The following is a 23,512-nucleotide window of genomic DNA, read 5'->3' as shown; positions in this document are numbered from 1 at the left end:
CGGGACGGTTCGGCCCCGGAGGGACAGCGGGGGCGCACCGTCGGCCCGGTGGGTGATATGTCCTTTTCGGATCGCGTAGCGGCACGGTTGCTGCGCGGCGGACAGCTGCTGCCCGACGGCGCGGTGAGCGGGCCGGTCCATCCCCTGCTGCGGCTCTTCAGCCGGTGGGTGCGGCGGCCGCTGCTGCCCGCGCTGCGCCTGTGGCGACGCAATATCCAGCTGCGGGTGGTCGCCACCACCCTGCTGATGTCGCTGGCCGTGGTGCTGCTGCTTGGTGTCGTGGTCGTCGGGCAGGTCCGTAACGGCCTGCTCACCGCCAAGGCGCAGGCCGCCCAGAGCCAGGCCGTCGGCGGTTTCGAGGTCGCCCGGAAACTGGCCGACGGCGGCGACGACAACCGCACCGACGACAACAGCCGCACCGCCAGCCGCGGCACCCAGGACTCCGCGACCTGGCTGACCAGTCTGGTCGAGCAGCTCGCCAGCGGCGGACAGGGCGTGTTCTCGGTCGTCGCGCTCAGCTCCGACACCGACGAACCGTTCGGCGACTCCACTCCCGGCACCCGCGGACCCCGCGCCTCCGGGGACGTCGATCCCGAACGCAGCGTCCCCGTCGAACTGCGGCGGAAGCTGGACAGCAAGTCCAGCACGTTCCGCCAGTACACCCAGATCAAACGCATCGGGTCCAACGACGGCGTGCCGGCGTTGATCATCGGCAAGCGGCTCAACGACATCAACGGCAACCAGTACCAGCTCTACTACCTCTTCCCGTTCAGCCAGGAAGAGGAGTCCCTCAAGCTCGTCACCGGCACGTTGGCGACCGCCGGAGTGTTCGTCGTGATCCTGCTCGGCGCCATCGCCTGGCTGGTGGTGCGGCAGGTCGTCACGCCCGTACGGATGGCCGCCGGGATCTCCGAGCGGCTGGCCGCCGGCCTCCTCCAGGAGCGGATGAAGGTCACCGGCGAGGACGACATCGCCCGGCTCGGCGAATCCTTCAACAAGATGGCGCAGAACCTCCAGGTCAAGATCCAGCAGTTGGAGGAGCTGTCCCGGATGCAGCGGCGGTTCGTCTCCGACGTCTCGCACGAGCTGCGCACCCCGCTCACGACCGTACGGATGGCCGCCGACGTCATCCACGAGGTGCGGGACGAGTTCGACCCCGCCACCGCGCGCTCCGCGGAACTGCTGCGCGGCCAGCTCGACCGCTTCGAGTCGCTGCTCGCCGAGCTGCTGGAGATCAGCCGGTTCGACGCGGGCGCTGCGGCGCTGGAGGCCGAACCGGTCGACCTGCGCGACGTGGTCCACCGCGTCATCGAAGGCGCCGAACCGCTCGCCGAACGCAAGGGCAGCCGCATAGTGGTGCGCGGCGCCGAGCACCCCGTCATGGCCGAGGCCGACCCCCGACGGGTGGAGCGGATCCTGCGCAACCTCGTCGTCAACGCCGTCGAGCACGGCGAGGGCCGCGACGTCGTGGTCCGGCTGTCGTCCGCCGGCGGCCGCAGCGACGGGGCGGTCGCCGTCGCGGTGCGGGACTACGGCGTCGGCCTCAAGCCCGGCGAGGCGACCCGGGTCTTCAACCGCTTCTGGCGCGCGGACCCGGCACGGGCCCGTACGACCGGCGGTACCGGGCTCGGCCTGTCCATCGCCATCGAGGACGCCCGGCTGCACGGCGGCTGGCTCCAGGCGTGGGGTGAGCCGGGCGGCGGCTCCCAGTTCCGGCTGACGCTGCCCCGTACGGCCGGCGAAACACTGCGCGGCTCCCCGATCCCCCTGGAACCCGAGGACTCACGGCGCAACCGCGGCCTGGACGAACACGGGCGGCCCCGCCCCGGCGCGGGCCACGCGGCGTCCACCATCCCGGCACAGCCCCGCCCCGGCGCACAGCACGCCGCGGCCCGACCCACGACGCCGCCGGCGGCGCTGCCCCCCGGCGGCAGTTCCCGTGCGGTGCCCCAGCAGGCCACCACACGCAAGACCGAGCGCACGGGCGACGACAACACCCACGACAACAGCCATGACAACACCCACGCCGGCGCCATCCGGGACGCGGGGACGCCCGCCGACCCAGGCGCGCACGGGGGTGCGGCCCCCGACAGTACGGAGCAGAGGACCGAAGCCGGTGCGGAGCGGGAAGGCGGACGGCGTGGGCGCTGAGCACAGAGACGAGCGCGCGGCGCGCACCCCGCGGTTCCACCGGCGCGCACCCCGGGTCACCGGAGTCGCACGCACGGGACGTAAGGCCGTCCTGCTGGGCTGTGCCGGGGCACTGCTGGCCGGCTGCGCGTCCATGCCGGACAGCGGCGACGTCACGGCGGCCGACCCGTCCCCGCGCGCCGACGGCGACTCGCAGGTGCGGGTCTACGGTGTGCCCCCGCAGGACGGTGCCCAGCCGACCAACATCGTGCGCAGCTTCCTCGACGCGACCACCAGCGACGAGGCGGACTTCCGCACGGCCCGGATGTACCTGGCCAAGTCGGCGAAGCAGACCTGGCGGCCGTTCCTGGCCACCAACGTGCTCCAGGAGCGGCCGAAGTCCGAGCCGGAGGCCCAGCCCAGCCGCGAGGGCGCCAACGGCTACACCGTCACGCTCGCCGGCAGTCAGGTGGCGAAGGTGGACGCCAACCACGCCTACACCCCCGAGGAGAAGCCGTACCGCGAGACGATCCACCTCATCAAGGAGGGGGACCAGTGGCGCATCGACCGGCTGCCCGACGGGCTGGTGCTGGGGCAGTCCGACTTCCAGCGCATCTACCGCTCCGTCAACAAGTACTACTTCGCGTCCTACAAGTCCGAGTCGGACGACCCCAAGGCGGGCAAGAACGTGCTCGTCGCCGACCCGGTCTACCTGCGGCAGCGGATAAAGCCGATCACGTCCAGCGTGGAGGCGCTGCTCACCGGGCCCACCGACTGGTTGGACCGGGTGACGACTTCGGCCTTCCCGCCCGGCACCCGGCTCGCCGCCCGTGACCTGTCGCTGGACGACGCCAACGCCCTACAGGTCAAGCTCAGCAAGCAGGCGGTCAACACCGACACCGCCCAGTGCAAGCGGATGGCGGCTCAGCTCTTCTTCACCGTCCAGGACATGACGCGGGCTTCGAGGATCAGCCAGGTGGAACTCCAGGATCCGAGCGGCAACTCGCTGTGCGCGCTGACCCAGGATCAGGCCGAGCGGGACTTCGCGGCACCGGGCCACACCGGTCACTCCGGCAAGGAGTACTTCATCGACGCGGAACACCGCGTCGTCGCGATGTCGGACGCGGCCAGCGAACCGGCGCCGGTGGGCGGGCCGTTCGGCACCGGCAAGACCCCGCTGCGCTCGGTCGCCGTCTCGCGCGGGGAGACCACCGCCGCCGGGGTGTCGGGCGACGGCCGGTATCTGTACGTGTCCGGGCTGGAGGACGGCGTCGAACGCGCGGGGCCGCTGCTGACCAGCGCCAGTACGGCCAAGAACGCCGACGAGGGGCTGACCGCGCCGAGTTGGGACGGGCTGGGCGACCTGTGGATCGCCGACCGCGACGCGCACCGCTCGCGGCTGCTGCGGATGCGCGAGGGCAAGGGCGACCCCGAGGAGGTCTCGGTGCCCGGCCTCGGCGCGCGACGGATCAAGGCGATCAAGGTGGCAGCGGACGGCATCCGGATCGCGATCCTGGTGGAGGACAAGGGCCGTACGACGCTCCAACTCGGCCGGGTCGAGCGGGACGGCACCTCCGCGCATCCGACGCTGTCGGTGCAGGAACTGCGGCCGATCGCACCCCAGTTGGAGGACGTGGTGGCGGCGTCCTGGGCGGGCGGCAGCCGGCTGGTGGTCGTCGGTCGGGAAGCCGGCGGGGTCCAGCAGATGCAGTTCATGGAGACCGACGGATCCGCGTCCGACGCGCAGACCCTGCCCGGTGTCAACGGCGTCAAGGCGGTGGCGGCCTCGGAGGACGAAACCCGCCCGCTGATCGCGGACGCGGCGGAGGGCATAGTCCGGCTCCCCACGGACTCCAACTGGAAGACGGTGGCCAAGGACGGGACGGCGCCGGTCTATCCGGGGTGAGCGCGGGTGCGGCGACGGTTTGTCGGGGGGAAGGGCGGGGCGGCGTCGGTTCGTTCGTCCGCCCGGGCTAGGGCCGGGGCGGTGGGTGGGGGCGGCTACGCGCCTGGTGGGGGAGCGGATCGGGACGGCCTCAGGGGCTGTGGTCAGGGACAGCGAGGAGTTGGCTTGTCCGGGGCGGGCGTGGCCCGTTCGTCGGCATGAAGCATGGGCGGGGTGCTCGTACCCGTACCCGTACCCGTACCCGTACCCGTACTCGTGCTGGTGTCGGTTCGTTCGGGAGGCGCGCGGGTCAGGCCCGGGTGGGACGGGCCGGGGAGAGAGCGCGGGCGAGGCGCATGCCCGGGCGGTGGCTCTTGGGTGCGGTGTTTCCGGCTGCGAGGTCGGCCACTTCGGCGCAGTTATCCACAGGGGTGGTGGCCGAGCGTGCGCGACGCGACAGTGGAGTCATGCGGGGGGTGTGGCGAGAGCTGGCGAGCCTGGTACTGCCGGTCGACTGTGCGGGGTGCGGCCAGCCGCGTACGGAGCTGTGTGCGGCGTGTCACCGGGCGCTGTGGCGCGGTGGACGTGGCGCGGGGCAGGTACGGCCGAGGCCGGTGCCGGCGGGGCTGCCGCGGGTCTGGGCCGGTGCGCCGTACGCCGATGAGGTGCGCGCCGTGCTGCTGGCCCACAAGGAGCGGGGCGCGCTGCGGCTGGCCGCACCACTGGGGGCAGTGCTGGCGGGGGCGGTGCGGGGGGTGGGGGGAGGGGGCGGCCCCCTCCTGCTGGTGCCGGTGCCGTCCGCGCGGAAGGCGGTGGCCGGCCGTGGTCACGATCCCGTGCGCAGGATCGCGTTGGCGGCCTCCGTCGAACTGCGGCGGGCGGGCGTCGCCGTGCGGGTGCTGGCGGTGCTGCGGCAGCGTCGAGCGGTAGTCGATCAAGCGGGGCTGGATGCCCGGCAGCGCCTGGCGAACGTCGCCGGCGCCCTGGAGGTGCCGGGTGCGGTCGGGAGGCTGCTGACGGGGGCGCCGGTGGTGCTGGTGGACGATCTGGTGACGACGGGGGCCACGCTCGCCGAGGCGGCACGGGCGGTCCGGGCTGCCGGCGGTCGGGTGACGGGGGCCGCGGTGGTGGCCGCGTCCCGCAGTTCTTTCCTTTTCAACAGAGGCTGCGGGGGCTGAGTCCGGCCAAAGGGACGGCGGTGGTCGGCCACAAGGCAGGCAAAGGGCCGCAGGGCCACAAGGGTGCCCGTGCCTCTTCGGGATGGAGCGGACCGCTTTGTTCCGCCCCTGGCGTGTGGCCGCCCACCCACCGGTCTGCCGCGATGGACCCTGACGTACTGATCGCTCGACCGGCCTGCCGTGACGTCCCCGGAGGTTCCGACCGGCCTGACCGGCCCCTCAGGCGCGCCTGAGGGGCCGTGGCCCCAGGCGGTGCCGCCGTCCGAGGGAACGGTGTCCCGGGGCGTTGACCGGCGAGGAGGGGCCCCGGACGGCCGTCGGAGCGTCCCTGCGGGAGGCCGGGCAAGGGGAACCGGGTGGGGTGGCAGGTCGTTGCTGGTAGTGAGCGCCGAATTTCACTCAAACGGAGCTGGTCGTGGCGAGGGGGTGCCGACACCCGTCCAGTAGAGCTATGTTCGGTTGTGAGGACTTGGCGGACGCTTTGCCTCGGATGTCGTGTTGCATGCTTTTCAGGGTTTTTCGGCGATTCTGAAAACGTGGGAATGGAGATCTCGTCCCTGGGGGAGGAGGAGGTGAAAGTCGCCAGTCCGAGGCTCCGGCACCCACCGGGGCCTGGTGCAAGAAGGAGCTGCTCCGCTCGCTGAGCGGGGCGATCCGGGAACGGAGTTCTGCGTGGACATCGTCGTCAAGGGCCGCAAGACCGAGGTGCCCGAGCGGTTCCGCAAGCACGTGGCCGAGAAGCTGAAGCTGGACAAAGTCCAGAAGCTCGACGGCAAGGTGATCAGCCTGGACGTCGAGGTGTCCAAGGAGCCCAACCCGCGGCAGGCCGACCGTTCCGACCGAGTGGAGATCACCCTCCGCTCCCGTGGCCCGGTGGTCCGGGCCGAGGCGGCCGCAGCCGACCCGTACGCCGCGCTGGATCTGGCAACAGCCAAGCTGGAGGCGCGCCTGCGGAAGGAGCACGACAAGCGTCACTCACGCCGTGGCAACGGCCGTATCCCGGCGAGTGAGGTCGCGATCACCGTCCCCGACGCGGCACGGCTGAACGGCCACGGCCTGACCGCCGCGGAGGAAGCCGCGCAGCAGGACAAGGTGCCGACCACCCGGATGGGATCGCTGGAGATCCAGGGCGAAGGGCCCGTGGTCGTCCGCGAGAAGACCCACTCGGCCGCACCGATGGCGCTTGACCAGGCGCTCTACGAGATGGAGTTGGTCGGACATGACTTCTATCTCTTCGTCGACGCCGAGACCAAGCAGCCGAGTGTCGTCTACCGGCGGCACGCTTACGACTACGGCGTCATCCACCTGAATTCCGACGCGTTCGGAGAGGAATCGCCCGGCGGCGCAGGCGGCGCGCTGGGCGGCTGACCCCCACCCGTTCGGTGCCCCCGGCGCACGCCCGGGGGCACCATCGTGCCTGCGGAAGGCTGGAGTTGAAGCCGTATAGTGTTTGTGCCAGCCGGGGAGTATGTGGACGCGAAACGGCGACATACCGGGGAGACGGTCGTATGGCATTGATCGGGCCGGCCGAAAAGGGCTGTTGTCAACCAGCCTTATATCCAAACTCTGGCCCTTCGGCCGAGTAGTTGACGGGGAGGAACCATGGGGGAGAGTTTCGGGCCTGTGCGGGGTGACGCGGGCGGCGATGTCTGCGGTGTGGGGGCCGACGACGCGGACGGTGCTGCGCGGGTGCTGCGGAAGGAGCCGATTCGGGTCCTCGTCGTGGACGATCATGCGCTCTTCCGTCGCGGCCTGGAGATCGTGCTGGCGCAGGAGGAGGACATCCAGGTCGTCGGCGAGGCGGGCGACGGTGCGGAGGCGGTCGACAAGGCCGCCGACCTGCTGCCCGACATCGTGCTGATGGACGTCCGGATGCCCCGGCGCGGTGGGATCGAGGCGTGTACCTCCATCAAGGAGGTGGCCCCCAGCGCGAAGATCATCATGCTGACGATCAGCGACGAAGAGGCCGATCTCTACGACGCGATCAAGGCCGGTGCCACCGGCTACCTCCTCAAGGAGATCTCCACCGACGAGGTGGCCACCGCGATCCGGGCCGTCGCGGACGGTCAGTCGCAGATCAGCCCGTCGATGGCGTCCAAGCTCCTGACGGAGTTCAAGTCGATGATCCAGCGCACCGACGAGCGTCGTCTGGTGCCGGCGCCCCGGCTCACCGATCGGGAGCTGGAGGTCCTCAAACTCGTCGCCACGGGCATGAACAACCGTGATATCGCCAAGGAGTTGTTCATCTCCGAGAACACCGTCAAGAACCACGTGCGCAACATCCTGGAGAAGCTCCAGCTGCATTCCCGGATGGAAGCCGTGGTGTATGCGATGCGGGAGAAGATTCTCGAAATCCGGTGAAGCCGGGGGCCGGGTGCCCCGGATTGGCGTCGGATTGTCGGTGGTTTGGGGCCGGCGCCGGGGCTTGAGGGTCAGGCCGTGATGTCCTCCTCGGGGTCCGTCCCGTCGGTGTGGGTGAGCTCGGCGCGCAGGGCGGCGGCCAGCCGCGGGTCGTCGCAGCGCTCGATGCGGACGCTGTCGCAGCCCACCCAGGCCGCGGCCTCGCGCAGGGCCTGGGCCATGGGGCGGACGGCCTTGGGGCCCTGGAGCGAGAGCTGGCGGGCGACCAGGGTGCCGCCCTCGCGGGCCGGGTCGACGCGGCCGACCAGCTTGCCGCCGGCCAGCAGGGGCATGGCGAAGTAGCCGTGTATCCGCCGGGGCTTGGGGACGTAGGCCTCCAGACGGTGGGTGAAGTCGAAGATCCGTTCCGTCCGTGGGCGGTCCCAGATGAGGGAGTCGAAGGGGGAGAGCAGGGTCGTGCGGTGCCGGCCGCGGGGCGCGGCGGCGAGCGCCTCCGGATCCGCCCAGGCGGGCTTGGCCCAGCCCTCGACCGTCACCGGCACCAGCCCGGTGTCCTCGATGACGGCGTCCACCTGCTCGCCCTTGAGGCGGTGGTAGTCGGCGAGGTCCGCGCGGGTGGCCACGCCCATCGCGGCGCCGGCCTGGGCGACCAGGCGCCGTATGCACGCGGTGTCGTCGAGGTCGTCGTGGAGCAGCGGTTCGGGGACGGCGCGCTCGGCGAGGTCGTAGATCCGCTTCCAGCCGCGGCGTTCGGTGCAGACCACGTCGCCGGTGTCCAGCAGCCACTCCACGGCGATCTTGGTTTCGGACCAGTCCCACCACTCCCCGCCGTTGCGGCCGCCGCCCAGCTGGGAGGTGGTGAGCGGGCCGTCGGCCTTGAGGCGGTCCAGGACGGCGGCGCAGGAGCGTGCGGAGTCCTTCATGACGTGCCAGCGGTGGCCCTTGGCGCGCCGGGCGCGGCGGCGGAAGGCGAAGTGCGGCCACTCCTCGATGGGCAGGATGCAGGCCGCGTGCGACCAGTACTCGAAGCTGTGCGGCCGGGCCGGGGCATTGTCTTCGGGGCTCGCTGACCAGTAGGCGCTCTCCACGGCGGAGCGGCCGACCGCTCCGAGCCGGGCGTACGGGACCAGCTCGTGGGAGCGGGCGAGCACGGAGATCGTGTCGAGCTGGACCGCGCCCAGGCGGAGCAGCATCCCGCGGACGCCGGCCCGGCGGTCGGGGGCGCCCAGCAGGCCCTGGGCCCGCAGTGCCATCCGTCGGGCGTCGTCGGCGGACAGGGCGGTCACGGGGCGTGGTGCGGGCTCTCGCTGCGTCACTCCGGTCATGTCGCACAGCGTAGGGGCGGCCACTGACAACGCCCCGGCGTTCGGTCGTTTCCGCAGGTCAGGTGGTCAGCGGGGGTGGGGGAGGTAGGGCGTGGGGTCCTGGGGCGGGAGGGTGGCGGAGCCGGCGGGGACGGGCTCGCGGGGCAGGTCGGACGGGAGGAGGGAGCCGATCCAGAGGTCCCGGCGGGTGCCGTCGTGCACCAGCTTGGCGCGCAGGGTGCCCTCCCGGTGGAAGCCGACCTTGCGGGCGACCGCCCAGGAGCCTTCGTTGCCGGCCTCGGCGAGCCATTCCAGGCGTTCCACCCCCAGCTCGCGGAAGGCCCAGCGGGCCACCGCGCCGGCGGCTTCCGCGGTGTAGCCCTGGCCGCGCTGCTCCTTCGCCGTCCAGTAACCGAGTTCCGCCTGCCGCTCCAGGGTGCGCAGCTGGTCGAGTCGGAGCAGAGCCATGGAACCGACCAGGGTTCCGCCGGACCGGGTGATCACGGCGAAGGTGTAGGAGGTGTCGTTCCGCCAGCCCTCGGCGGTGACGGTGTCGACGAACTGCTCCGCGTCGGCGTGGCCGTACGGCGAGGGGACGGCGGTCCAGCGGGGGATGTCGGGGTCCTGACAGGCGGCGTGTACCGCGGACACGTCAGAGGGCTCGAAGGGGCGCAGCAGGAGGCGGTCGGTGGTGAGGGTGACGGACTTCATGGGGTGAGTCTGCTGCGGCGGGCACCGCATCGCGAGCCGTTTTCGTCACGATTCCGGGCGCTGCGACCAAGGGGCGCCGGGAACGGTTCCGGGAAGGTTTGCGGGAAGTTTTTCGGTGGTTCCGCGGAAACTTTCCCGGCACCTTCTCGCGGGCTCGTGCGTTGACGTGGCGAGGGGTCGGCGGGCTCGACTGCGGCGGACCTCCCGGCCGGACAGCGTCCTCCTTTACGATGGCCGTTGCGGCGGGGCCTGCCCCCTGGAAACATGCCGCGCCCGCGCACTCGACCGTGCAGGCCCGACCGGCAAGGAGACCAGCCCAAGTGTCCGTCTTGACGAAGATCATGCGTGCAGGCGAAGGAAAGATCCTGCGCAAGCTGCACCGCATCGCGGGCCAGGTGAACTCCATCGAAGAGGACTTCGCGGCCCTCTCCGACGCCGAGCTGCGGGCGCTCACCGATGAGTACAAGCAGCGCTACGCGGACGGCGAGAGCCTCGACGACCTGCTGCCCGAGGCGTTCGCCACGGTCCGGGAGGGCGCCAAGCGCGTGCTCGGCCAGCGGCACTACGACGTCCAGCTGATGGGTGGTGCGGCCCTGCACCTCGGCTTTGTCGCGGAGATGAAGACCGGTGAGGGCAAGACCCTGGTGGGTACCCTCCCGGCGTATCTGAACGCGCTGTCCGGCAAGGGCGTCCACCTGATCACGGTCAACGACTACCTCGCCGAGCGCGACTCCGAGATGATGGGCCGGGTCCACAAGTTCCTGGGCCTGACCGTGGGCTGCATCCTGTCCGACATGACGCCGGCTCAGCGCCGCGAGCAGTACGGCTGTGACATCACCTACGGCACCAACAACGAGTTCGGCTTCGACTACCTGCGCGACAACATGGCGTGGTCGCAGGACGAACTGGTCCAGCGCGGCCACAACTTCGCGGTCGTCGACGAGGTCGACTCGATCCTGGTGGACGAGGCCCGTACGCCGCTGATCATCTCCGGTCCGGCGGACTCGGCCACCAAGTGGTACGGCGACTTCGCCAAGTTGGTGCAGCGCCTCAAGCGGGGCGAGCCGGCCAACCCGCAGCGCGGTGTCGAGGAGACCGGCGACTACGACGTCGACGAGAAGAAGCGCACCGTCGGCATCCACGAGTCCGGTGTCGGCAAGGTCGAGGACTGGCTGGGCATCGACAACCTCTACGAGTCGGTCAACACGCCGCTGGTCGGCTACCTCAACAACGCGATCAAGGCCAAGGAGCTGTTCAAGCTCGACAAGGACTACGTCGTCATCGACGGCGAGGTCATGATCGTCGACGAGCACACCGGTCGTATCCTCGCCGGCCGCCGCTACAACGAGGGCATGCACCAGGCCATCGAGGCGAAGGAAGGAGTGGAGATCAAGGACGAGAACCAGACGCTCGCCACGATCACCCTCCAGAACTTCTTCCGCCTCTACGACAAGCTCTCCGGCATGACCGGTACGGCCATGACCGAGGCCGCGGAGTTCCACCAGATCTACAAGCTCGGCGTCGTCCCGATCCCGACGAACCGGCCGATGGTCCGCAAGGACCAGGCGGACCTGATCTACCGCACCGAGCCCGCGAAGTTCGACGCGGTCGTCGAGGACATCGCCGAGAAGCACGGGAAGGGCCAGCCGATCCTGGTCGGCACGACCTCCGTCGAGAAGTCCGAGTACCTCTCGCAGCAGCTCAAGAAGCGCGGCATCGCCCACGAGGTGCTCAACGCCAAGCAGCACGACCGGGAGGCGACGATCGTCGCCCAGGCCGGCCGCAAGGGCGCGGTGACGGTCGCCACCAACATGGCCGGCCGCGGTACGGACATCAAGCTCGGCGGCAACCCCGACGACCTCGCCGAGACCGAGCTGCGCCAGGCGGGGTTGGACCCGGTCGAGCACGTGGAGGAGTGGGCGGCCGCGCTGCCCGCCGCTCTGGAGCGCGCCGAGGCGGCCGTCAAGGCGGAGTTCGAGGAGGTCAAGGAGCTCGGTGGGCTCTACGTCCTGGGCACCGAGCGGCACGAGTCGCGGCGTATCGACAACCAGCTGCGCGGTCGTTCCGGCCGGCAGGGCGACCCGGGTGAGTCGCGGTTCTACCTCTCCCTGGGCGATGACCTGATGCGGCTGTTCAAGGCCCAGATGGTCGAGCGGGTCATGGCGATGGCCAACGTGCCGGACGACGTGCCGATCGAGAACAAGATGGTGACGCGGGCGATCGCCTCCGCCCAGTCGCAGGTCGAGCAGCAGAACTTCGAGACCCGCAAGAACGTCCTGAAGTACGACGAGGTGCTCAACCGCCAGCGCGAGGTCATCTACGGCGAGCGGCGCCGCGTCCTGGAGGGCGAGGACCTCCAGGACCAGGTCAAGCACTTCATGGAAGGCACGATCGACGCCTACGTCCAGGCGGAGACCGTCGAGGGCTTCGCCGAGGAGTGGGACCTGGACCGCCTGTGGGGCGCGTTCAAGCAGCTCTACCCGGTCAAGGCGACCATCGAGGAGCTGGAGGAGGAGGTCGGCGACCGTGCGGGCCTGACCGCCGAGTTCATCGCCGACGGCATCAAGGACGACATCCACGAGCAGTACGCCGCCCGTGAGGAGCAGCTGGGCTCGGAGATCATGCGGGAGCTGGAGCGCCGCGTGGTGCTGTCCGTCCTGGACCGCAAGTGGCGTGAGCACCTCTACGAGATGGACTACCTCCAGGAGGGTATCGGCCTGCGGGCGATGGCCCAGAAGGACCCGCTGGTCGAGTACCAGCGCGAGGGCTTCGACATGTTCACCGCGATGATGGAGGGCATCAAGGAGGAGTCCGTCGGCTACCTGTTCAACCTGGAGGTCCAGGTGGAGCAGCAGGTCGAGGAGGTCCCGGTGGAGGAGGCCGCCGAGCGTGCCCCGCTGGAGCCGGGCGACGAGGTGGCCGTCCCGGCGGCGGCCGGCACGGGGCGTCCGGAGATCCACGCCAAGGGCCTGGAGGCGCCGCAGCGGCCCGATCGGCTGCACTTCACCGCGCCCAAGGTCGACGGTGACGGCAGCGTCATCGAGGGCGACTTCGTCAGCGACGTGGAGGGCGACGGTCCGGCCCGCTCGGAGGCCGACGGGCTGACGCGTGCGGAGCGCCGCAAGGCGCAGAAGAGCGGGGGTCGCCGCCGCAAGAAGTAGCCGCAAGCCGCGCAGCGGTCCGCTGCGCGGCGGAAGCTGAAACGAAGGGCGCCCTGGCCGTGGCCGGCCGGGGCGCCCTTCGTGCTGCGCGGGCCCGGGACGGGTCCTGGCGAGGGCCTGTCCCGTGGATCAGGGGCGGCCAGGTCTAGGGGAAGGGGCCGATGTCGAGGGCGGCGCAGCGCCAGCGGGCGTCGGCGCCCCGTTCCAGGCGGAATGCCAGGGCGCGCAGGCGGGCGCCGGTGGTGATGCGGGCGAACGCCTCGATGACGCCGTCGCGGGGGCGGCACAGACCGCAGGCGTGGAGGGCCGGTACGGGGGCGCGCAGGCCCGGGGCGACGTAGGGGCGCAGGGGTGACTGTGGGGCGAGTTCGGCGAGTCGGTCGTAGGCGGCCGGGAGGGCGTGTCCGAGGAGGGCGTGGACGGGGCGCTGGGCGCTCAGGGTGAGCAGGAGTTGGTGGGCGAACCAGAGGTGGGGCCGGTTCTCGTGGGCGTGGCGTCGGGCGCTGGGGGTGGGGAGTGGGGTGTCCGGGGTGGGGAGCGGGGTGGTGGTCGGGCCGGCGGGGCGGCTTGGGGTGGTGGTGCGGGTGAGGTGTGGGGTGCGGGTGGGGCCGCGGTTGCCGGGGGAGCCGGGGCCGCGGCCCGCGGGGCCGGTGGGGCGGCGGGTGCCGCGGCGGGCCGGGGGAGCGGTGCGGCGCGGCGCTGTGGGCGCCGGCGTCGGTTCGGGCGGGGTGCCGGGGGTGTTCGGGGCGTCGGGGGTGCGGTCGGTGGGGGAGTGGCGGGGGCGGGGGACGGTCGGGGCGGGCGCCGGGCCGTCGGTGGTGGGCGCAGCCGGTGTCGCACCGGCGGGGTGCGGGCCTTGGGGGGCCGGGTCCGCCGGGGCCGGGCGGGGGTCCGTCGTGGCGCCGGTCGCTGCGGTGTTCTCGCTGGTCGTATCGGTCATCGCGGTGCCCCCTCGTGCCCGGCCCGGAGTCATTACCGGGCGGTAGCTTGTGGTGTGGGATCTTGTCGGCGGGGCGCCGGGGGCGGCAAGGCGCGCGGCCGTCCGGGGTGCGGCGGGGGATTTTCACCCGTCCGTGGCACGGGCCCGGGATTGCGGGGCGGGGCCGGGGCGGCGGAGGGGTGTGGGCCGGGCGTGACGGGAGGTGCCGGGGCGGCACGATGGGGGACGCACGGCCGTATGCTGGCTGGGCATTGTTCTGGATCTAGCGAGAGCGGCTGTTATGCGTGTCTACGTTCCCCTGACGCTTTCCGGGCTCGCTGCGGCACACCGGAGCGGTGAGCTGGGGGCCGGCCCGCTGCTCGCGTACGCCGTCACGCCCGCGCTGCGGGAGTGGTACGTCTCGGACGACATCGAAGAGCTGGAGTACGCGGCGCTGAACCGCGCGGCGCAGGCGTCGCTGCGACTGCTGGCCGGGCACCCGGAGGTGCCCCGGCGGCGGGTCGTGCTGGTGGTGGACGTGCCGGACCGGAGCGCGGCGGTGGACCCGGACCGGGGGTTGGACCAGTCCGCGCTGGGCGAGGTGCGGATCGCCGGGCCGGTGCCGCTGTCGAAGGCGGCGGCGGTGCACGTGGACGCCGCGGACGCGGTGGAGGACGTGGCGGCGGCCGCGGCGGCGCTGGGCGCGGCCGACGTCGGCGACGACGACGCGCAGTTCACGGTGGACGGTGCCGAGGACCACGACCTGATGTGGTTCGGGGTGCAGGAGATTCCGCAGTTGCTGGGGTGACGCCCCGGTGCGGCGGTCCGACCGCCGGCCCGGCGCCGTTGTCAGTGGCGGCGGGTACGGTTTTTCCCATGGCAATCGCGCGGGGGAAGGACCGGGGGACGGCATGAGGAAGCCCGCCGCACACATCGTGTGGGACTGGAACGGCACCCTGTTCCACGACATCGACGCCGTGATCGCGGCGACCAACTCCGCCTTCGCGGAGATCGGCCTGGAGCCGATCACGCTGGAGCGGTACCGCGAGTTGTACTGCGTGCCGGTGCCGCGGTTCTACGAGCGGCTGATGGGCCGGCTGCCGACCGAGGCGGAGTGGCTGGTGATGGACGACACCTTCCACCGCTACTACACCGAGCACCGGGTGGGGTGCGGCCTCGCCGAGGGAGCGGAGACGCTGCTCGCGTCCTGGCAGGCGGCCGGCCGGAGCCAGTCGATCCTCAGCATGTTCGGCCACGACGAGCTGATACCCCTGGTCCGTGGCCTGGGCATCGCCTCGCGGTTCGTCCGGGTCGAGGGCCGCACGGGGCCGTCCGGGGGGTCGAAGAGCACGCAGATGGTCCGTCATCTGGCGGCTCTGGAGAGCATCGATCCGGGGCGTACGGTGGTGATCGGGGACGCCTTCGACGATGCGGTGGCCGCGCGTGACGCGGGAGCCCATGCGGTGCTGTACACCGGCGGTTCGCACAGCCGGAGCAGTCTGACGGCCGCCGGAGTGCCGGTGGTGGACAGTCTCGCCGAGGCCGTGCAGGTCGCGGAGGACATCGCGTCCTAACGGGTCGGCCCGCTGCACACCGGCCTGCTGCGCACCGGCCCGCTACACATACGCCACCCCGGCGCCCCATTGTCCAGAAGGGCCAAGTTAAGGGTGTGGTTTTACGTGCACGGCGCATAACGGGGCACTTGCCGGGAGAGATAGCCTTGCACCGTGATCAGCGCGATAGTCCGCGGGGGTAGCAAGGCCCCCGCCGTGCGCCCGGGACACCACAGTGACCGGGCGACTGCTGATCGTTGCGGCCGCCAATCCATGTCGACTTCGTCAAAACTCGTCGACGGCGGCGCGGCCTTCCCCCATCGCGGCATAGCGTCGACAGCGACAGGACACCCCGCGTCGCGGTGGCGTTGTGCGGCTTCCACAGCCCTTCCCACGTTTTTCCACAACGTCACGCAACGGCGCGCGACAGGAGCCAGAGGACATGCAGACCAAGCTGGACGAAGCCAAGAACGAGCTGCTCGCGAGGGCCGCCCGGGTAGGTGAGAGCAGCCCGGCCGGGGCGAAGACCCCGGTACGCGGACTGGACCCGGACACCCTTACGGGATACCTCCAGCGCTACTACCTGCACACCGCCCCCGAGGACCTCGCCGACCGCGACCCGGTCGATGTCTTCGGTGCCGCGCTTTCCCACTACCGTCTCGCCGAGCACCGGCCCCAGGGCACCGCGAATGTGCGGGTGCACACCCCGACCGTCGAGGAGAACGGCTGGACGTGCAGCCACTCCGTCGTCGAGGTGGTCACCGACGACATGCCCTTCCTGGTCGACTCGGTCACCAATGAGCTCTCGCGGCAGGCGCGCGGCATCCACGTCGTGATCCACCCGCAGTTGATCGTTCGCCGGGACGTCACCGGCAAGCTGATCGAGGTCCTCGACATCAACGGTGACGTGCACGGCCTCAACGGCGGCCGGAAGGCCACCGAGCTGCCGCACGACGCGGTCGTCGAGTCCTGGATCCACGTCGAGATCGACCGGGAGACCGACAAGGACGACCTCAAGCAGATCACCGCGGATCTGCTGCGGGTCCTCTCCGACGTCCGCGAGGCCGTCGAGGACTGGGACAAGATGCGCTCCGCCGCCCTGCGGATCGCCGAGGACCTGCCCGCCGAGCCGATCGCCGACGACATCCGCGCGGAGGAGGTCGAGGAGGCCCGGGAGCTGCTGCGCTGGCTCTCCGACGACCACTTCACCTTCCTCGGCTACCGCGAGTACGAGCTCGCCTGCGCGCCCTGCGACGACGGCACGGAGGAGGACGTCCTCACCGCGATCCCCGGCACCGGCCTGGGCATCCTGCGCTCCGACCCGGCGCACCGCGAGAGCGACGCCGGACACCCCGTCTCGCCGTCCTTCAACCGGCTGCCCGCGGACGCCCGCGCCAAGGCCCGTGAGCACAAGCTGCTGATCCTCACCAAGGCCAACAGCCGCGCCACCGTCCACCGGCCCTCCTACCTCGACTACGTCGGGGTGAAGAAGTTCGACAAGGACGGCAACGTCATCGGGGAGCGCCGCTTCCTGGGCCTGTTCTCCTCGGCCGCGTACACCGAGTCCGTCCGACGGGTGCCGGTGATCCGCCGCAAGGTCGCCGAGGTCCTGGAGGGCGCCGGCTTCAGCCCGAACAGCCACGACGGCCGCGACCTGCTCCAGATCCTGGAGACCTACCCGCGCGACGAGTTGTTCCAGACCCCGGCCGACCAGCTGCGGTCCATCGCCACCAGCGTGCTCTACCTCCAAGAGCGCCGTCGCCTGCGGCTCTACCTCCGCCAGGACGAGTACGGCCGCTACTACTCCGCGCTCGTCTACCTCCCGCGGGACCGCTACACCACCGGCGTCCGGCTGCGGCTGATCGACATCCTCAAGGAGGAGCTGGGCGGCACCAGCGTCGACTTCACCGCCTGGAACACCGAGTCGGTGCTCTCCCGGCTGCACTTCCTCATCCGGGTCGAGCCCGGCACCGCCCTGTCCGAGCTCACCGACGCGGACGTGGACCGCATCGAGGCCCGGCTGGTGGAGGCCGCGCGCTCCTGGGCCGACGGCTTCGCCGAGGCGCTGACCGCCGAGGTCGGCGAGGAGCGCGCCGCCGAGCTGCTGCGCCGCTACGGCCACGCCTTCCCCGAGGGCTACAAGGCCGACAACAACCCGCGCAGCGCGGTCGCCGACCTCCAGCACCTGGAGAAGCTCACTGGGGAGCCCGGCCACGACTTCGCGGTCAGCCTCTACGAGCCGGTCAACGCCAGCCCCGGTGAGCGCCGCTTCAAGATCTACCGCCGGGGCGAGCCGGTCTCGCTGTCGAAGGTGCTGCCCGGCCTCAACCGCCTGGGCGTCGAGGTCGTCGACGAGCGCCCGCACGAGCTGCGCTGCGCCGACGCCACCCTCGCCTGGGTCTACGACTTCGGTCTGCGGATGCCCGAGCACGTCTCGGGCGACGACGCCCGCGAGCGCTTCCAGGAGGCGTTCACCGCGGTGTGGACGGGCGCCGCCGAGAGCGACGACTTCAACCAGCTGGTGCTGCGGGCCGGTCTCGACTGGCGTCAGGCGATGGTGCTCCGCGCCTACGCCAAGTACCTGCGGCAGGCCGGCTCGACCTTCAGCCAGACGTACATGGAGGACACCCTCTCCAACAACGTCCACACCACCCGGCTGCTGGTCTCGCTCTTCGAGGCACGGATGTCCCCGGAGCGGCAGAGCGCCGGCACCGAGCTGATCGACGGGCTGCTGGAGGAGCTGGAAGGCGCCCTGGACCAGGTCGCCTCCCTCGACGAGGACCGCATCCTGCGCTCCTTCCTCACCGTCATCAAGGCGACCCTGCGCACCAACCACTACCAGCGCGACAGCTCGGGCCGGCCGCACTCCTACCTGTCCATGAAGCTGGACCCGCAGGCCATCCCCGATCTGCCGGCGCCCCGCCCGGCGTACGAGATCTGGGTGTACTCGCCCCGCGTCGAGGGCGTCCACCTGCGGTTCGGCAAGGTCGCACGCGGTGGTCTGCGCTGGTCGGACCGGCGGGAGGACTTCCGTACCGAGATCCTCGGCCTGGTCAAGGCGCAGATGGTCAAGAACACCGTCATCGTGCCGGTCGGCGCCAAGGGCGGCTTCGTCGGCAAGCAGCTGCCGGACCCGGCGCAGGACCGGGACGCGTGGCTGGCCGAGGGCATCGCCTGCTACAAGACCTTCATCTCGGGTCTGCTGGACATCACCGACAACCTCGTCGGCGGCGAGGTCGTCCCGCCCAAGGACGTCGTCCGGCACGACGAGGACGACACCTACCTGGTGGTCGCCGCCGACAAGGGCACCGCGACGTTCTCCGACATCGCCAACGAGGTCGCCGAGTCGTACGGCTTCTGGCTGGGCGACGCGTTCGCCTCCGGTGGCAGCGCCGGCTACGACCACAAGGGCATGGGCATCACCGCCCGCGGCGCCTGGGAGTCGGTCAAGCGGCACTTCCGGGAGCTGGGCCACGACTCCCAGACCCAGGACTTCACCGTCGTCGGCGTCGGCGACATGTCCGGTGACGTGTTCGGCAACGGCATGCTGCTCAGCGAGCACATCCGGCTGGTCGCCGCCTTCGACCACCGGCACATCTTCCTCGACCCCAAGCCGGACGCGGCGACCTCGTACGCCGAGCGCCGCCGGCTGTTCGAGCTGCCGCGTTCCTCGTGGGCGGACTACAACACCGACCTGCTCTCGCAGGGCGGCGGGGTGCACCCGCGGTCGGCCAAGTCCATCCCGATCAACGCCCAGGTGCGGGCCGCGCTGGGCATCGAGCCCGGCGTGAAGAAGATGACGCCGGCCGACCTGATGCAGGCCATCCTCAAGGCCCCGGTCGACCTGCTGTGGAACGGCGGCATCGGCACGTACGTCAAGGCGTCCACGGAGTCGCACGCCGACGTGGGCGACAAGTCCAACGACGCGATCCGGGTCAACGGTGAGGACCTGCGGGTCAAGGTCGTCGGCGAGGGCGGCAACCTGGGCCTGACCCAGCTGGGCCGGATCGAGTTCGCCATGGCCGGCGGGAAGATCAACACCGACGCGATCGACAACAGCGCCGGTGTGGACACCTCCGACCACGAGGTCAACATCAAGATCCTGCTCAACTCCGTCGTCGCCAACGGCGACATGACGGTCAAGCAGCGGAACAAGCTCCTGGCCCAGATGACCGACGAGGTCGGCTCGCTGGTGCTGCGCAACAACTACGCGCAGAACACCGCACTGGCGCTGGCCATCGCCCAGTCCTCCAGCATGCTCCACGCCCAGCAGCGCTTCATGCGCCGCCTGGTGCGCGACAGGCACCTGGACCGGGCGCTGGAGTTCCTGCCCAGCGACCGGCAGATCCGGGAGCGGCTGAACGCCGGGCGCGGCCTGACCCAGCCGGAGACCGCGGTCCTGCTCGCCTACACCAAGATCACGGTGGCCGACGAGCTGATCCACACGGGGCTGCCGGACGACCCCTACCTCCAGCGCCTGCTGCACGCGTACTTCCCGACCGCGCTGCGGGAGAACTTCACCGACCAGGTCGACGGGCACGCGCTGTCCCGCGAGATCGTCACCACGGTGCTGGTCAACGACACCGTCAACACCGGCGGTACGAGCTTCCTGCACCGGATGCGGGAGGAGACCGGCGCCTCGCTGGAAGAGGTCGTCCGGGCGCACACCGCGGCCCGCGCGATCTTCCGCCTCAACCAGGTCTGGGACGACGTCGAGGCGCTCGACAATGTCGTCGCGGCCGACGTCCAGACCCGGATCCGGCTGCACTCGCGCCGGCTGGTCGAGCGCGGCACCCGCTGGCTGCTCAACAACCGCCGCCAGCCGCTGGAGCTGTCCGGGACGATCGAGTTCTTCTCGGAGCGGGTGGCGCAGGTCTGGGCGGAGCTGCCGAAGCTGCTCCAGGGCAGTGACCTGGAGTGGTACCAGACGATCCTGGAGGAGCTGACCGACGCCGGGGTGTCCGAGCCGCTGGCCGTCCAGGTGTCCGGCTTCTCGTCGGTCTTCCCGGCGCTGGACATCGTCGCCATCGCGGACCGTACGGGCAAGGAGCCGCTGGCCGTCGCGGAGGTCTACTACGACCTGGGCGACCGGCTGCGGATCAACCAACTCCTGGACCGGATCCTGGAGTTGCCGCGGAACGACCGTTGGCAGTCGATGGCCCGTGCCTCCATCCGCGAGGACCTCTTCGCGGCGCACGCCGCGCTCACCTCGGACGTGCTGTCGGTGGGCGACGGGTCCGCTTCGCCGCAGGAGCGGTTCTCGGCGTGGGAGGAGGCGAACGCGGCGATCCTGACGCGGGCGCGGGCCACGCTGGAGGAGATCCACGGGTCCGAGGGGTTCGATCTGGCGAATCTCTCGGTGGCCATGCGGACCATGCGGACGTTGCTGCGTACGCATAGCTGAGGCCGGTGGGGGCGGCGCCTGGCGGCGCCGGCCCCCTTGTCCTCAAGCGCCGGACGGGCTGTCCCTGCCTGTCCGGCGCTTTTGCGTGGGGTGGGCCCGGGCGGGCCGGGTATCGCTCCGCTCGTCCTCAAACGCCGGACGGGCTGGGGGGTGTGCCGGACGGGCTGGGAGTGCGGCGAGTGCTGGAAGGCACGGGTATGCCGTGAGCGCCGGGCGGGCTGGGGGGCCTGTCCGGCGCTCACGGCGTTGTGGGTCGGGGGAGAGGGAGAGGGGGAGGGAGGGCCAGGGCCTAGCCGACCCTGATCCACCGGACAGGGCCTAGCCCTGGGTGAAGTCCTCGTAGGCGGCGAGGACTTCGTCGGTGGGGCCGTCCATGCGGAGGACGCCCTTTTCCAGCCACAGGACCCGGTCGCAGGTGTCGCGGATGGAGTTGTTGTTGTGGCTGACCAGGAAGACCGTGCCGGCCTCCTCGCGCAGCTCCCGGATGCGGGCCTCGGAACGCTTCTGGAAGCTGCGGTCGCCGGTGGCCAGCGCCTCGTCGATCAGCAGCACGTCGTGGTCCTTGGCGGCCGCGATGGAGAACCGCAGCCGGGCCGCCATACCGGAGGAGTAGGTGCGCATCGGCAGAGAGATGAAGTCGCCCTTCTCGTTGATGCCGGAGAAGTCGACGATGCCGTCGTAGCGTTCGTGGACCTCCTCGCGGCTCATGCCCATCGCCAGGCCGCCGAGGATGACGTTCTTCTCGCCGGTCAGGTCGTTCATCAGGGCCGCGTTGACGCCGAGCAGCGAGGGCTGGCCGTGGGTGTAGACCTTGCCGCGCTCGGCGGGCAGCAGTCCGGCGACCGCCTGGAGCAGGGTTGATTTGCCGGAGCCGTTGGAGCCGATCAGGCCGACCGACTCGCCGCGGTAGGCGGTGAAGGAGACGCCCTTGACGGCGTGCACCTCGCGCACGCCGGTGGCGGGCTTGCGGCGGGCGATGCGGCCCAGCGCCGCGGTGGCGCTGCCCTTGCCGGCGCCGGTGCCGTAGACGCGGTAGACGATGTGCAGTTGGTCGGCGATCACGGTCGGGATGCGGGGCTCGTCCGCCGCCGCCGGGCCGGTGCCGCTCAGGTTCTCCGTCATGAACTCAGCCACGTCCGTACCGCTCCTCGGCCTTCCAGAAGTACACGAAGCCCGCGACGCCCGCCAGCAGCGCCCAGCCGGCCGCGAACGCCCAGACGTGCGGCGGGAGCTGGTGCGCCTTGAAGCTGTCGATCAGGGCGAAGCGCATCAGGTCGATGTAGACCGCGGCCGGGTTGCCGTTCAGTAGCACCACCACGATCTGCGGGAGGTGCTTGCCCTTGAGGATGAGGCTGATGCTGAACATCACGCCGGACGCGTACATCCAGGTCCGCATGATGAAGGGCATCAGCTGCGCCAGGTCCGGGGTCCGTGCGCCGAGCCGCGCCATGACCATCGCGAGGCCGACGTTGAAGACGAACTGGAGCGTCAGCGCCGGGACGACCAGCAGCCACGACCAGGTCGGCACCTGCCCGAAGCAGAGCAGGATGATCACCAGCACGCCCATGGAGTACAGCAGCTGCTGGAGCTGTGCCAGGCAGAACGAGATCGGCAGGCAGGCGCGGGGGAAGTGCAGTGCGCGCACCAGGCCGAGGCTGCCGGAGATCGCCCGGGTGCCGGTCATCACCGAGTTCTGGAGGAAGGTGAAGACGAAGACGCCGGTCACCAGGTACGGGATGTAGTCCGGGACGCCCTTCCGGGTGCCGATCAGCACGCCGAAGATCAAGTAGTAGACGCCGGCGTTGAGCAGCGGGGTGATCACCTGCCAGAGCTGGCCGAGCTTGGAGGTGGTGTACATCGCGGTGAGCTTGGCGGTGGCGAACGAGGTGATGAAGTGCCGCCGGTGCCACAGCTGCCGGGTGTACTCGGACAGCGAGGGGCGGGCGCCGCTCACCGTGAGGCCATGGCGTTCGGCCAGGGCGCGCAGCTCCGGGTCGGGTGAGTCGCCGGGGCCGGCCGGCCGGACGGGAGCCGGGGCCGGGCCGGGGGGCGGGGGAGCGAGGGTCTGGGGCATGGGGCCGCTTTCGCTTTCGTACGGGGACGTCGGAGTCCGGTCGGGCGGACGCCAGGGTCCGGCACGACGACGGAACGGGGCCGTATCGTCGCGACGTCGACAGTAGGGCCGGTCGACGTCGAAACGCAACCGTAGCGTCGTGCCGCTAGGATCAAGGCATGGCAAAAGACGGCACCGAGAGCGAGAGAGGCCCGGCGGCGTCCGGTGCGCGCCGGGCCCCGGCCGGCGCCGCCGTGCTGCGGGAGGACAAGACCGCCGCGATCCGCGCGGCGGTCTTCGAGGAGCTGGCCGCGGTCGGCTTCGCCCGGATGTCCATCGAGGGCATCGCCCGGCGGGCCGGGGTCGGCAAGACCGCCGTCTACCGGCGCTGGCGCTCCAAACTGCACCTGGTCCTGGACGTGGTCGCGGCGGTCGCCGCGGCGGGACTGCCGGCCCCGGACACCGGGTCGCTGCGCGGCGACGTCCGGATGGTGCTGGAGGTCGCGGCCCGCGCGCTGCGGCACCCGATGGCCTCGCAGATCATCCCGGACCTGCTGGCCGAGGCGGCGCGCAGCCCGGAGCTGGCCACGGCGTTGAAGTCCGCGTTGCACGACAGCCAGGAGGGCGTCGCCGCGGCGGTGATGGCGCGGGCTGTGGAGCGCGGTGAGCTGCCCGCGGACGTGGATCCCCAGCTGGCGCTCGACCTGCTGACCGGGCCGCTGTACTGGCGGCTGCTGGTGGTCCGCGACGAGGTGCCCGCGGGGTACCTCGACGCGTTGGCGGGGTCGGTGACGGCGGCGCTGGGCGCGGAGTAGGCGGGGCGGACGCGGCGAGGGGGCGGCCGGATCCCTCC

General features: G+C 71.1%; 15 protein-coding genes. 10 read left to right on the top strand and 5 right to left on the bottom strand.

All coding sequences use genetic code 11. From position 1 onward, the window contains the following. The first annotated feature begins 57 nt into the window (after nucleotides 1–57). The 5 genes from mtrB (at nucleotide 58) to ACFVT2_RS40035 (ending at nucleotide 7,554) form a co-directional block, all read left to right on the top strand. Entirely contained in the window at nucleotides 58–2,151 is a 2,094-nt protein-coding gene (mtrB, locus tag ACFVT2_RS40055) for an MtrAB system histidine kinase MtrB (RefSeq protein WP_390026509.1), read from the top strand. Continuing rightward, nucleotides 2,141–4,036, top strand: a complete 1,896-nt coding sequence (locus ACFVT2_RS40050) for an LpqB family beta-propeller domain-containing protein (RefSeq protein WP_390026507.1) — start codon at nucleotides 2,141–2,143, stop codon at nucleotides 4,034–4,036. Before mtrB ends, ACFVT2_RS40050 begins: the two co-directional genes overlap by 11 nt. A gap of 446 nt (nucleotides 4,037–4,482) precedes the next feature. After that, entirely contained in the window at nucleotides 4,483–5,193 is a 711-nt protein-coding gene (locus tag ACFVT2_RS40045; RefSeq protein ID WP_390026504.1) for a ComF family protein, read from the top strand. A 672-nt stretch (nucleotides 5,194–5,865) separates the two neighbouring features. Continuing rightward, nucleotides 5,866–6,561 carry a ribosome hibernation-promoting factor, HPF/YfiA family gene (gene hpf, locus ACFVT2_RS40040; RefSeq protein ID WP_390026502.1) on the top strand — a complete coding sequence of 232 codons (696 nt, stop codon included), beginning with the start codon at nucleotides 5,866–5,868 and terminating at the stop codon, nucleotides 6,559–6,561. 234 nt (nucleotides 6,562–6,795) lie between these two features. Further along, nucleotides 6,796–7,554: a response regulator gene (locus ACFVT2_RS40035; RefSeq protein ID WP_390026500.1), complete on the top strand. Its 759-nt coding sequence runs from the start codon at nucleotides 6,796–6,798 to the stop codon at nucleotides 7,552–7,554. Nucleotides 7,555–7,625: 71 nt separating this feature from the next. Here the strand turns inward: ACFVT2_RS40035 and ACFVT2_RS40030 are convergent, their stop codons facing one another. Continuing rightward, nucleotides 7,626–8,879, bottom strand: coding sequence for a winged helix-turn-helix domain-containing protein (locus tag ACFVT2_RS40030; RefSeq protein ID WP_390026497.1), 1,254 nt, complete (start codon nucleotides 8,877–8,879; stop codon nucleotides 7,626–7,628). 66 nt (nucleotides 8,880–8,945) lie between these two features. Further along, nucleotides 8,946–9,569 carry a GNAT family N-acetyltransferase gene (locus tag ACFVT2_RS40025; protein ID WP_390026495.1) on the bottom strand — a complete coding sequence of 208 codons (624 nt, stop codon included), beginning with the start codon at nucleotides 9,567–9,569 and terminating at the stop codon, nucleotides 8,946–8,948. A 320-nt stretch (nucleotides 9,570–9,889) separates the two neighbouring features. Between ACFVT2_RS40025 and secA the strand changes: the two genes are divergently transcribed. Then, nucleotides 9,890–12,730 (top strand): preprotein translocase subunit SecA, encoded by a 2,841-nt coding sequence (gene secA / locus ACFVT2_RS40020; protein ID WP_390026493.1) that lies wholly within the window; start codon nucleotides 9,890–9,892, stop codon nucleotides 12,728–12,730. A gap of 145 nt (nucleotides 12,731–12,875) precedes the next feature. On the opposite strand, the gene ACFVT2_RS40015 is transcribed toward secA, so the two are convergent. Further along, nucleotides 12,876–13,670 (bottom strand): Rv3235 family protein, encoded by a 795-nt coding sequence (locus tag ACFVT2_RS40015; RefSeq protein WP_390026490.1) that lies wholly within the window; start codon nucleotides 13,668–13,670, stop codon nucleotides 12,876–12,878. Between the two features lie 280 nt (nucleotides 13,671–13,950). Here ACFVT2_RS40015 and ACFVT2_RS40010 point away from each other — a divergent pair, with 280 nt between their 5' ends. From ACFVT2_RS40010 to ACFVT2_RS40000, 3 genes are all read left to right on the top strand, one after another. Continuing rightward, nucleotides 13,951–14,457, top strand: a complete 507-nt coding sequence (locus tag ACFVT2_RS40010) for a DUF6912 family protein (RefSeq protein WP_390026488.1) — start codon at nucleotides 13,951–13,953, stop codon at nucleotides 14,455–14,457. A gap of 103 nt (nucleotides 14,458–14,560) precedes the next feature. Further along, nucleotides 14,561–15,223 carry an HAD family hydrolase gene (locus tag ACFVT2_RS40005; RefSeq protein ID WP_390026486.1) on the top strand — a complete coding sequence of 221 codons (663 nt, stop codon included), beginning with the start codon at nucleotides 14,561–14,563 and terminating at the stop codon, nucleotides 15,221–15,223. Between the two features lie 421 nt (nucleotides 15,224–15,644). Beyond that, nucleotides 15,645–20,606, top strand: a complete 4,962-nt coding sequence (locus tag ACFVT2_RS40000) for an NAD-glutamate dehydrogenase (RefSeq protein WP_390026484.1) — start codon at nucleotides 15,645–15,647, stop codon at nucleotides 20,604–20,606. Between the two features lie 318 nt (nucleotides 20,607–20,924). Here ACFVT2_RS40000 and ACFVT2_RS39995 read toward each other — a convergent pair whose 3' ends face one another. Beyond that, nucleotides 20,925–21,728: an ABC transporter ATP-binding protein gene (locus tag ACFVT2_RS39995; RefSeq protein WP_390026527.1), complete on the bottom strand. Its 804-nt coding sequence runs from the start codon at nucleotides 21,726–21,728 to the stop codon at nucleotides 20,925–20,927. Nucleotides 21,729–21,732: 4 nt separating this feature from the next. Further along, complete coding sequence (locus ACFVT2_RS39990) at nucleotides 21,733–22,680, bottom strand: ABC transporter permease (RefSeq protein ID WP_390026482.1); 948 nt, start codon at nucleotides 22,678–22,680, stop codon at nucleotides 21,733–21,735. Nucleotides 22,681–22,838: 158 nt separating this feature from the next. Here ACFVT2_RS39990 and ACFVT2_RS39985 point away from each other — a divergent pair, with 158 nt between their 5' ends. Further along, a complete protein-coding gene (locus tag ACFVT2_RS39985; RefSeq protein WP_390026480.1) occupies nucleotides 22,839–23,474 on the top strand; it encodes a TetR/AcrR family transcriptional regulator in 636 nt (211 codons plus the stop codon). Nucleotides 23,475–23,512 lie beyond the last annotated feature (38 nt).

It is taken from the genome of Streptomyces sp. NPDC058000, from assembly GCF_042886435.1.
Lineage (GTDB): Bacteria > Actinomycetota > Actinomycetes > Streptomycetales > Streptomycetaceae > Streptomyces.
This window is presented reverse-complemented; position numbering and strand designations above follow the sequence as displayed.

Excerpts from the sequence above, each read along its gene's own strand:
- ACFVT2_RS40015 (WP_390026490.1), bottom strand. The coding sequence starts at position 13,670 with ATGACCGATACGACCAGCGAGAACACCGCAGCGACCGGCGCCACGACG.
- ACFVT2_RS40005 (WP_390026486.1), top strand. The coding sequence starts at position 14,561 with ATGAGGAAGCCCGCCGCACACATCGTGTGGGACTGGAACGGCACCCTG.
- ACFVT2_RS40045 (WP_390026504.1), top strand. The coding sequence starts at position 4,483 with ATGCGGGGGGTGTGGCGAGAGCTGGCGAGCCTGGTACTGCCGGTCGAC.
- ACFVT2_RS40025 (WP_390026495.1), bottom strand. The coding sequence starts at position 9,569 with ATGAAGTCCGTCACCCTCACCACCGACCGCCTCCTGCTGCGCCCCTTC.
- ACFVT2_RS40030 (WP_390026497.1), bottom strand. The coding sequence starts at position 8,879 with ATGACCGGAGTGACGCAGCGAGAGCCCGCACCACGCCCCGTGACCGCC.
- ACFVT2_RS40000 (WP_390026484.1), top strand. The coding sequence starts at position 15,645 with ATGCAGACCAAGCTGGACGAAGCCAAGAACGAGCTGCTCGCGAGGGCC.
- ACFVT2_RS39985 (WP_390026480.1), top strand. The coding sequence starts at position 22,839 with ATGGCAAAAGACGGCACCGAGAGCGAGAGAGGCCCGGCGGCGTCCGGT.
- ACFVT2_RS39990 (WP_390026482.1), bottom strand. The coding sequence starts at position 22,680 with ATGCCCCAGACCCTCGCTCCCCCGCCCCCCGGCCCGGCCCCGGCTCCC.
- ACFVT2_RS39995 (WP_390026527.1), bottom strand. The coding sequence starts at position 21,728 with ATGACGGAGAACCTGAGCGGCACCGGCCCGGCGGCGGCGGACGAGCCC.
- ACFVT2_RS40035 (WP_390026500.1), top strand. The coding sequence starts at position 6,796 with ATGGGGGAGAGTTTCGGGCCTGTGCGGGGTGACGCGGGCGGCGATGTC.
- ACFVT2_RS40010 (WP_390026488.1), top strand. The coding sequence starts at position 13,951 with ATGCGTGTCTACGTTCCCCTGACGCTTTCCGGGCTCGCTGCGGCACAC.
- mtrB (WP_390026509.1), top strand. The coding sequence starts at position 58 with ATGTCCTTTTCGGATCGCGTAGCGGCACGGTTGCTGCGCGGCGGACAG.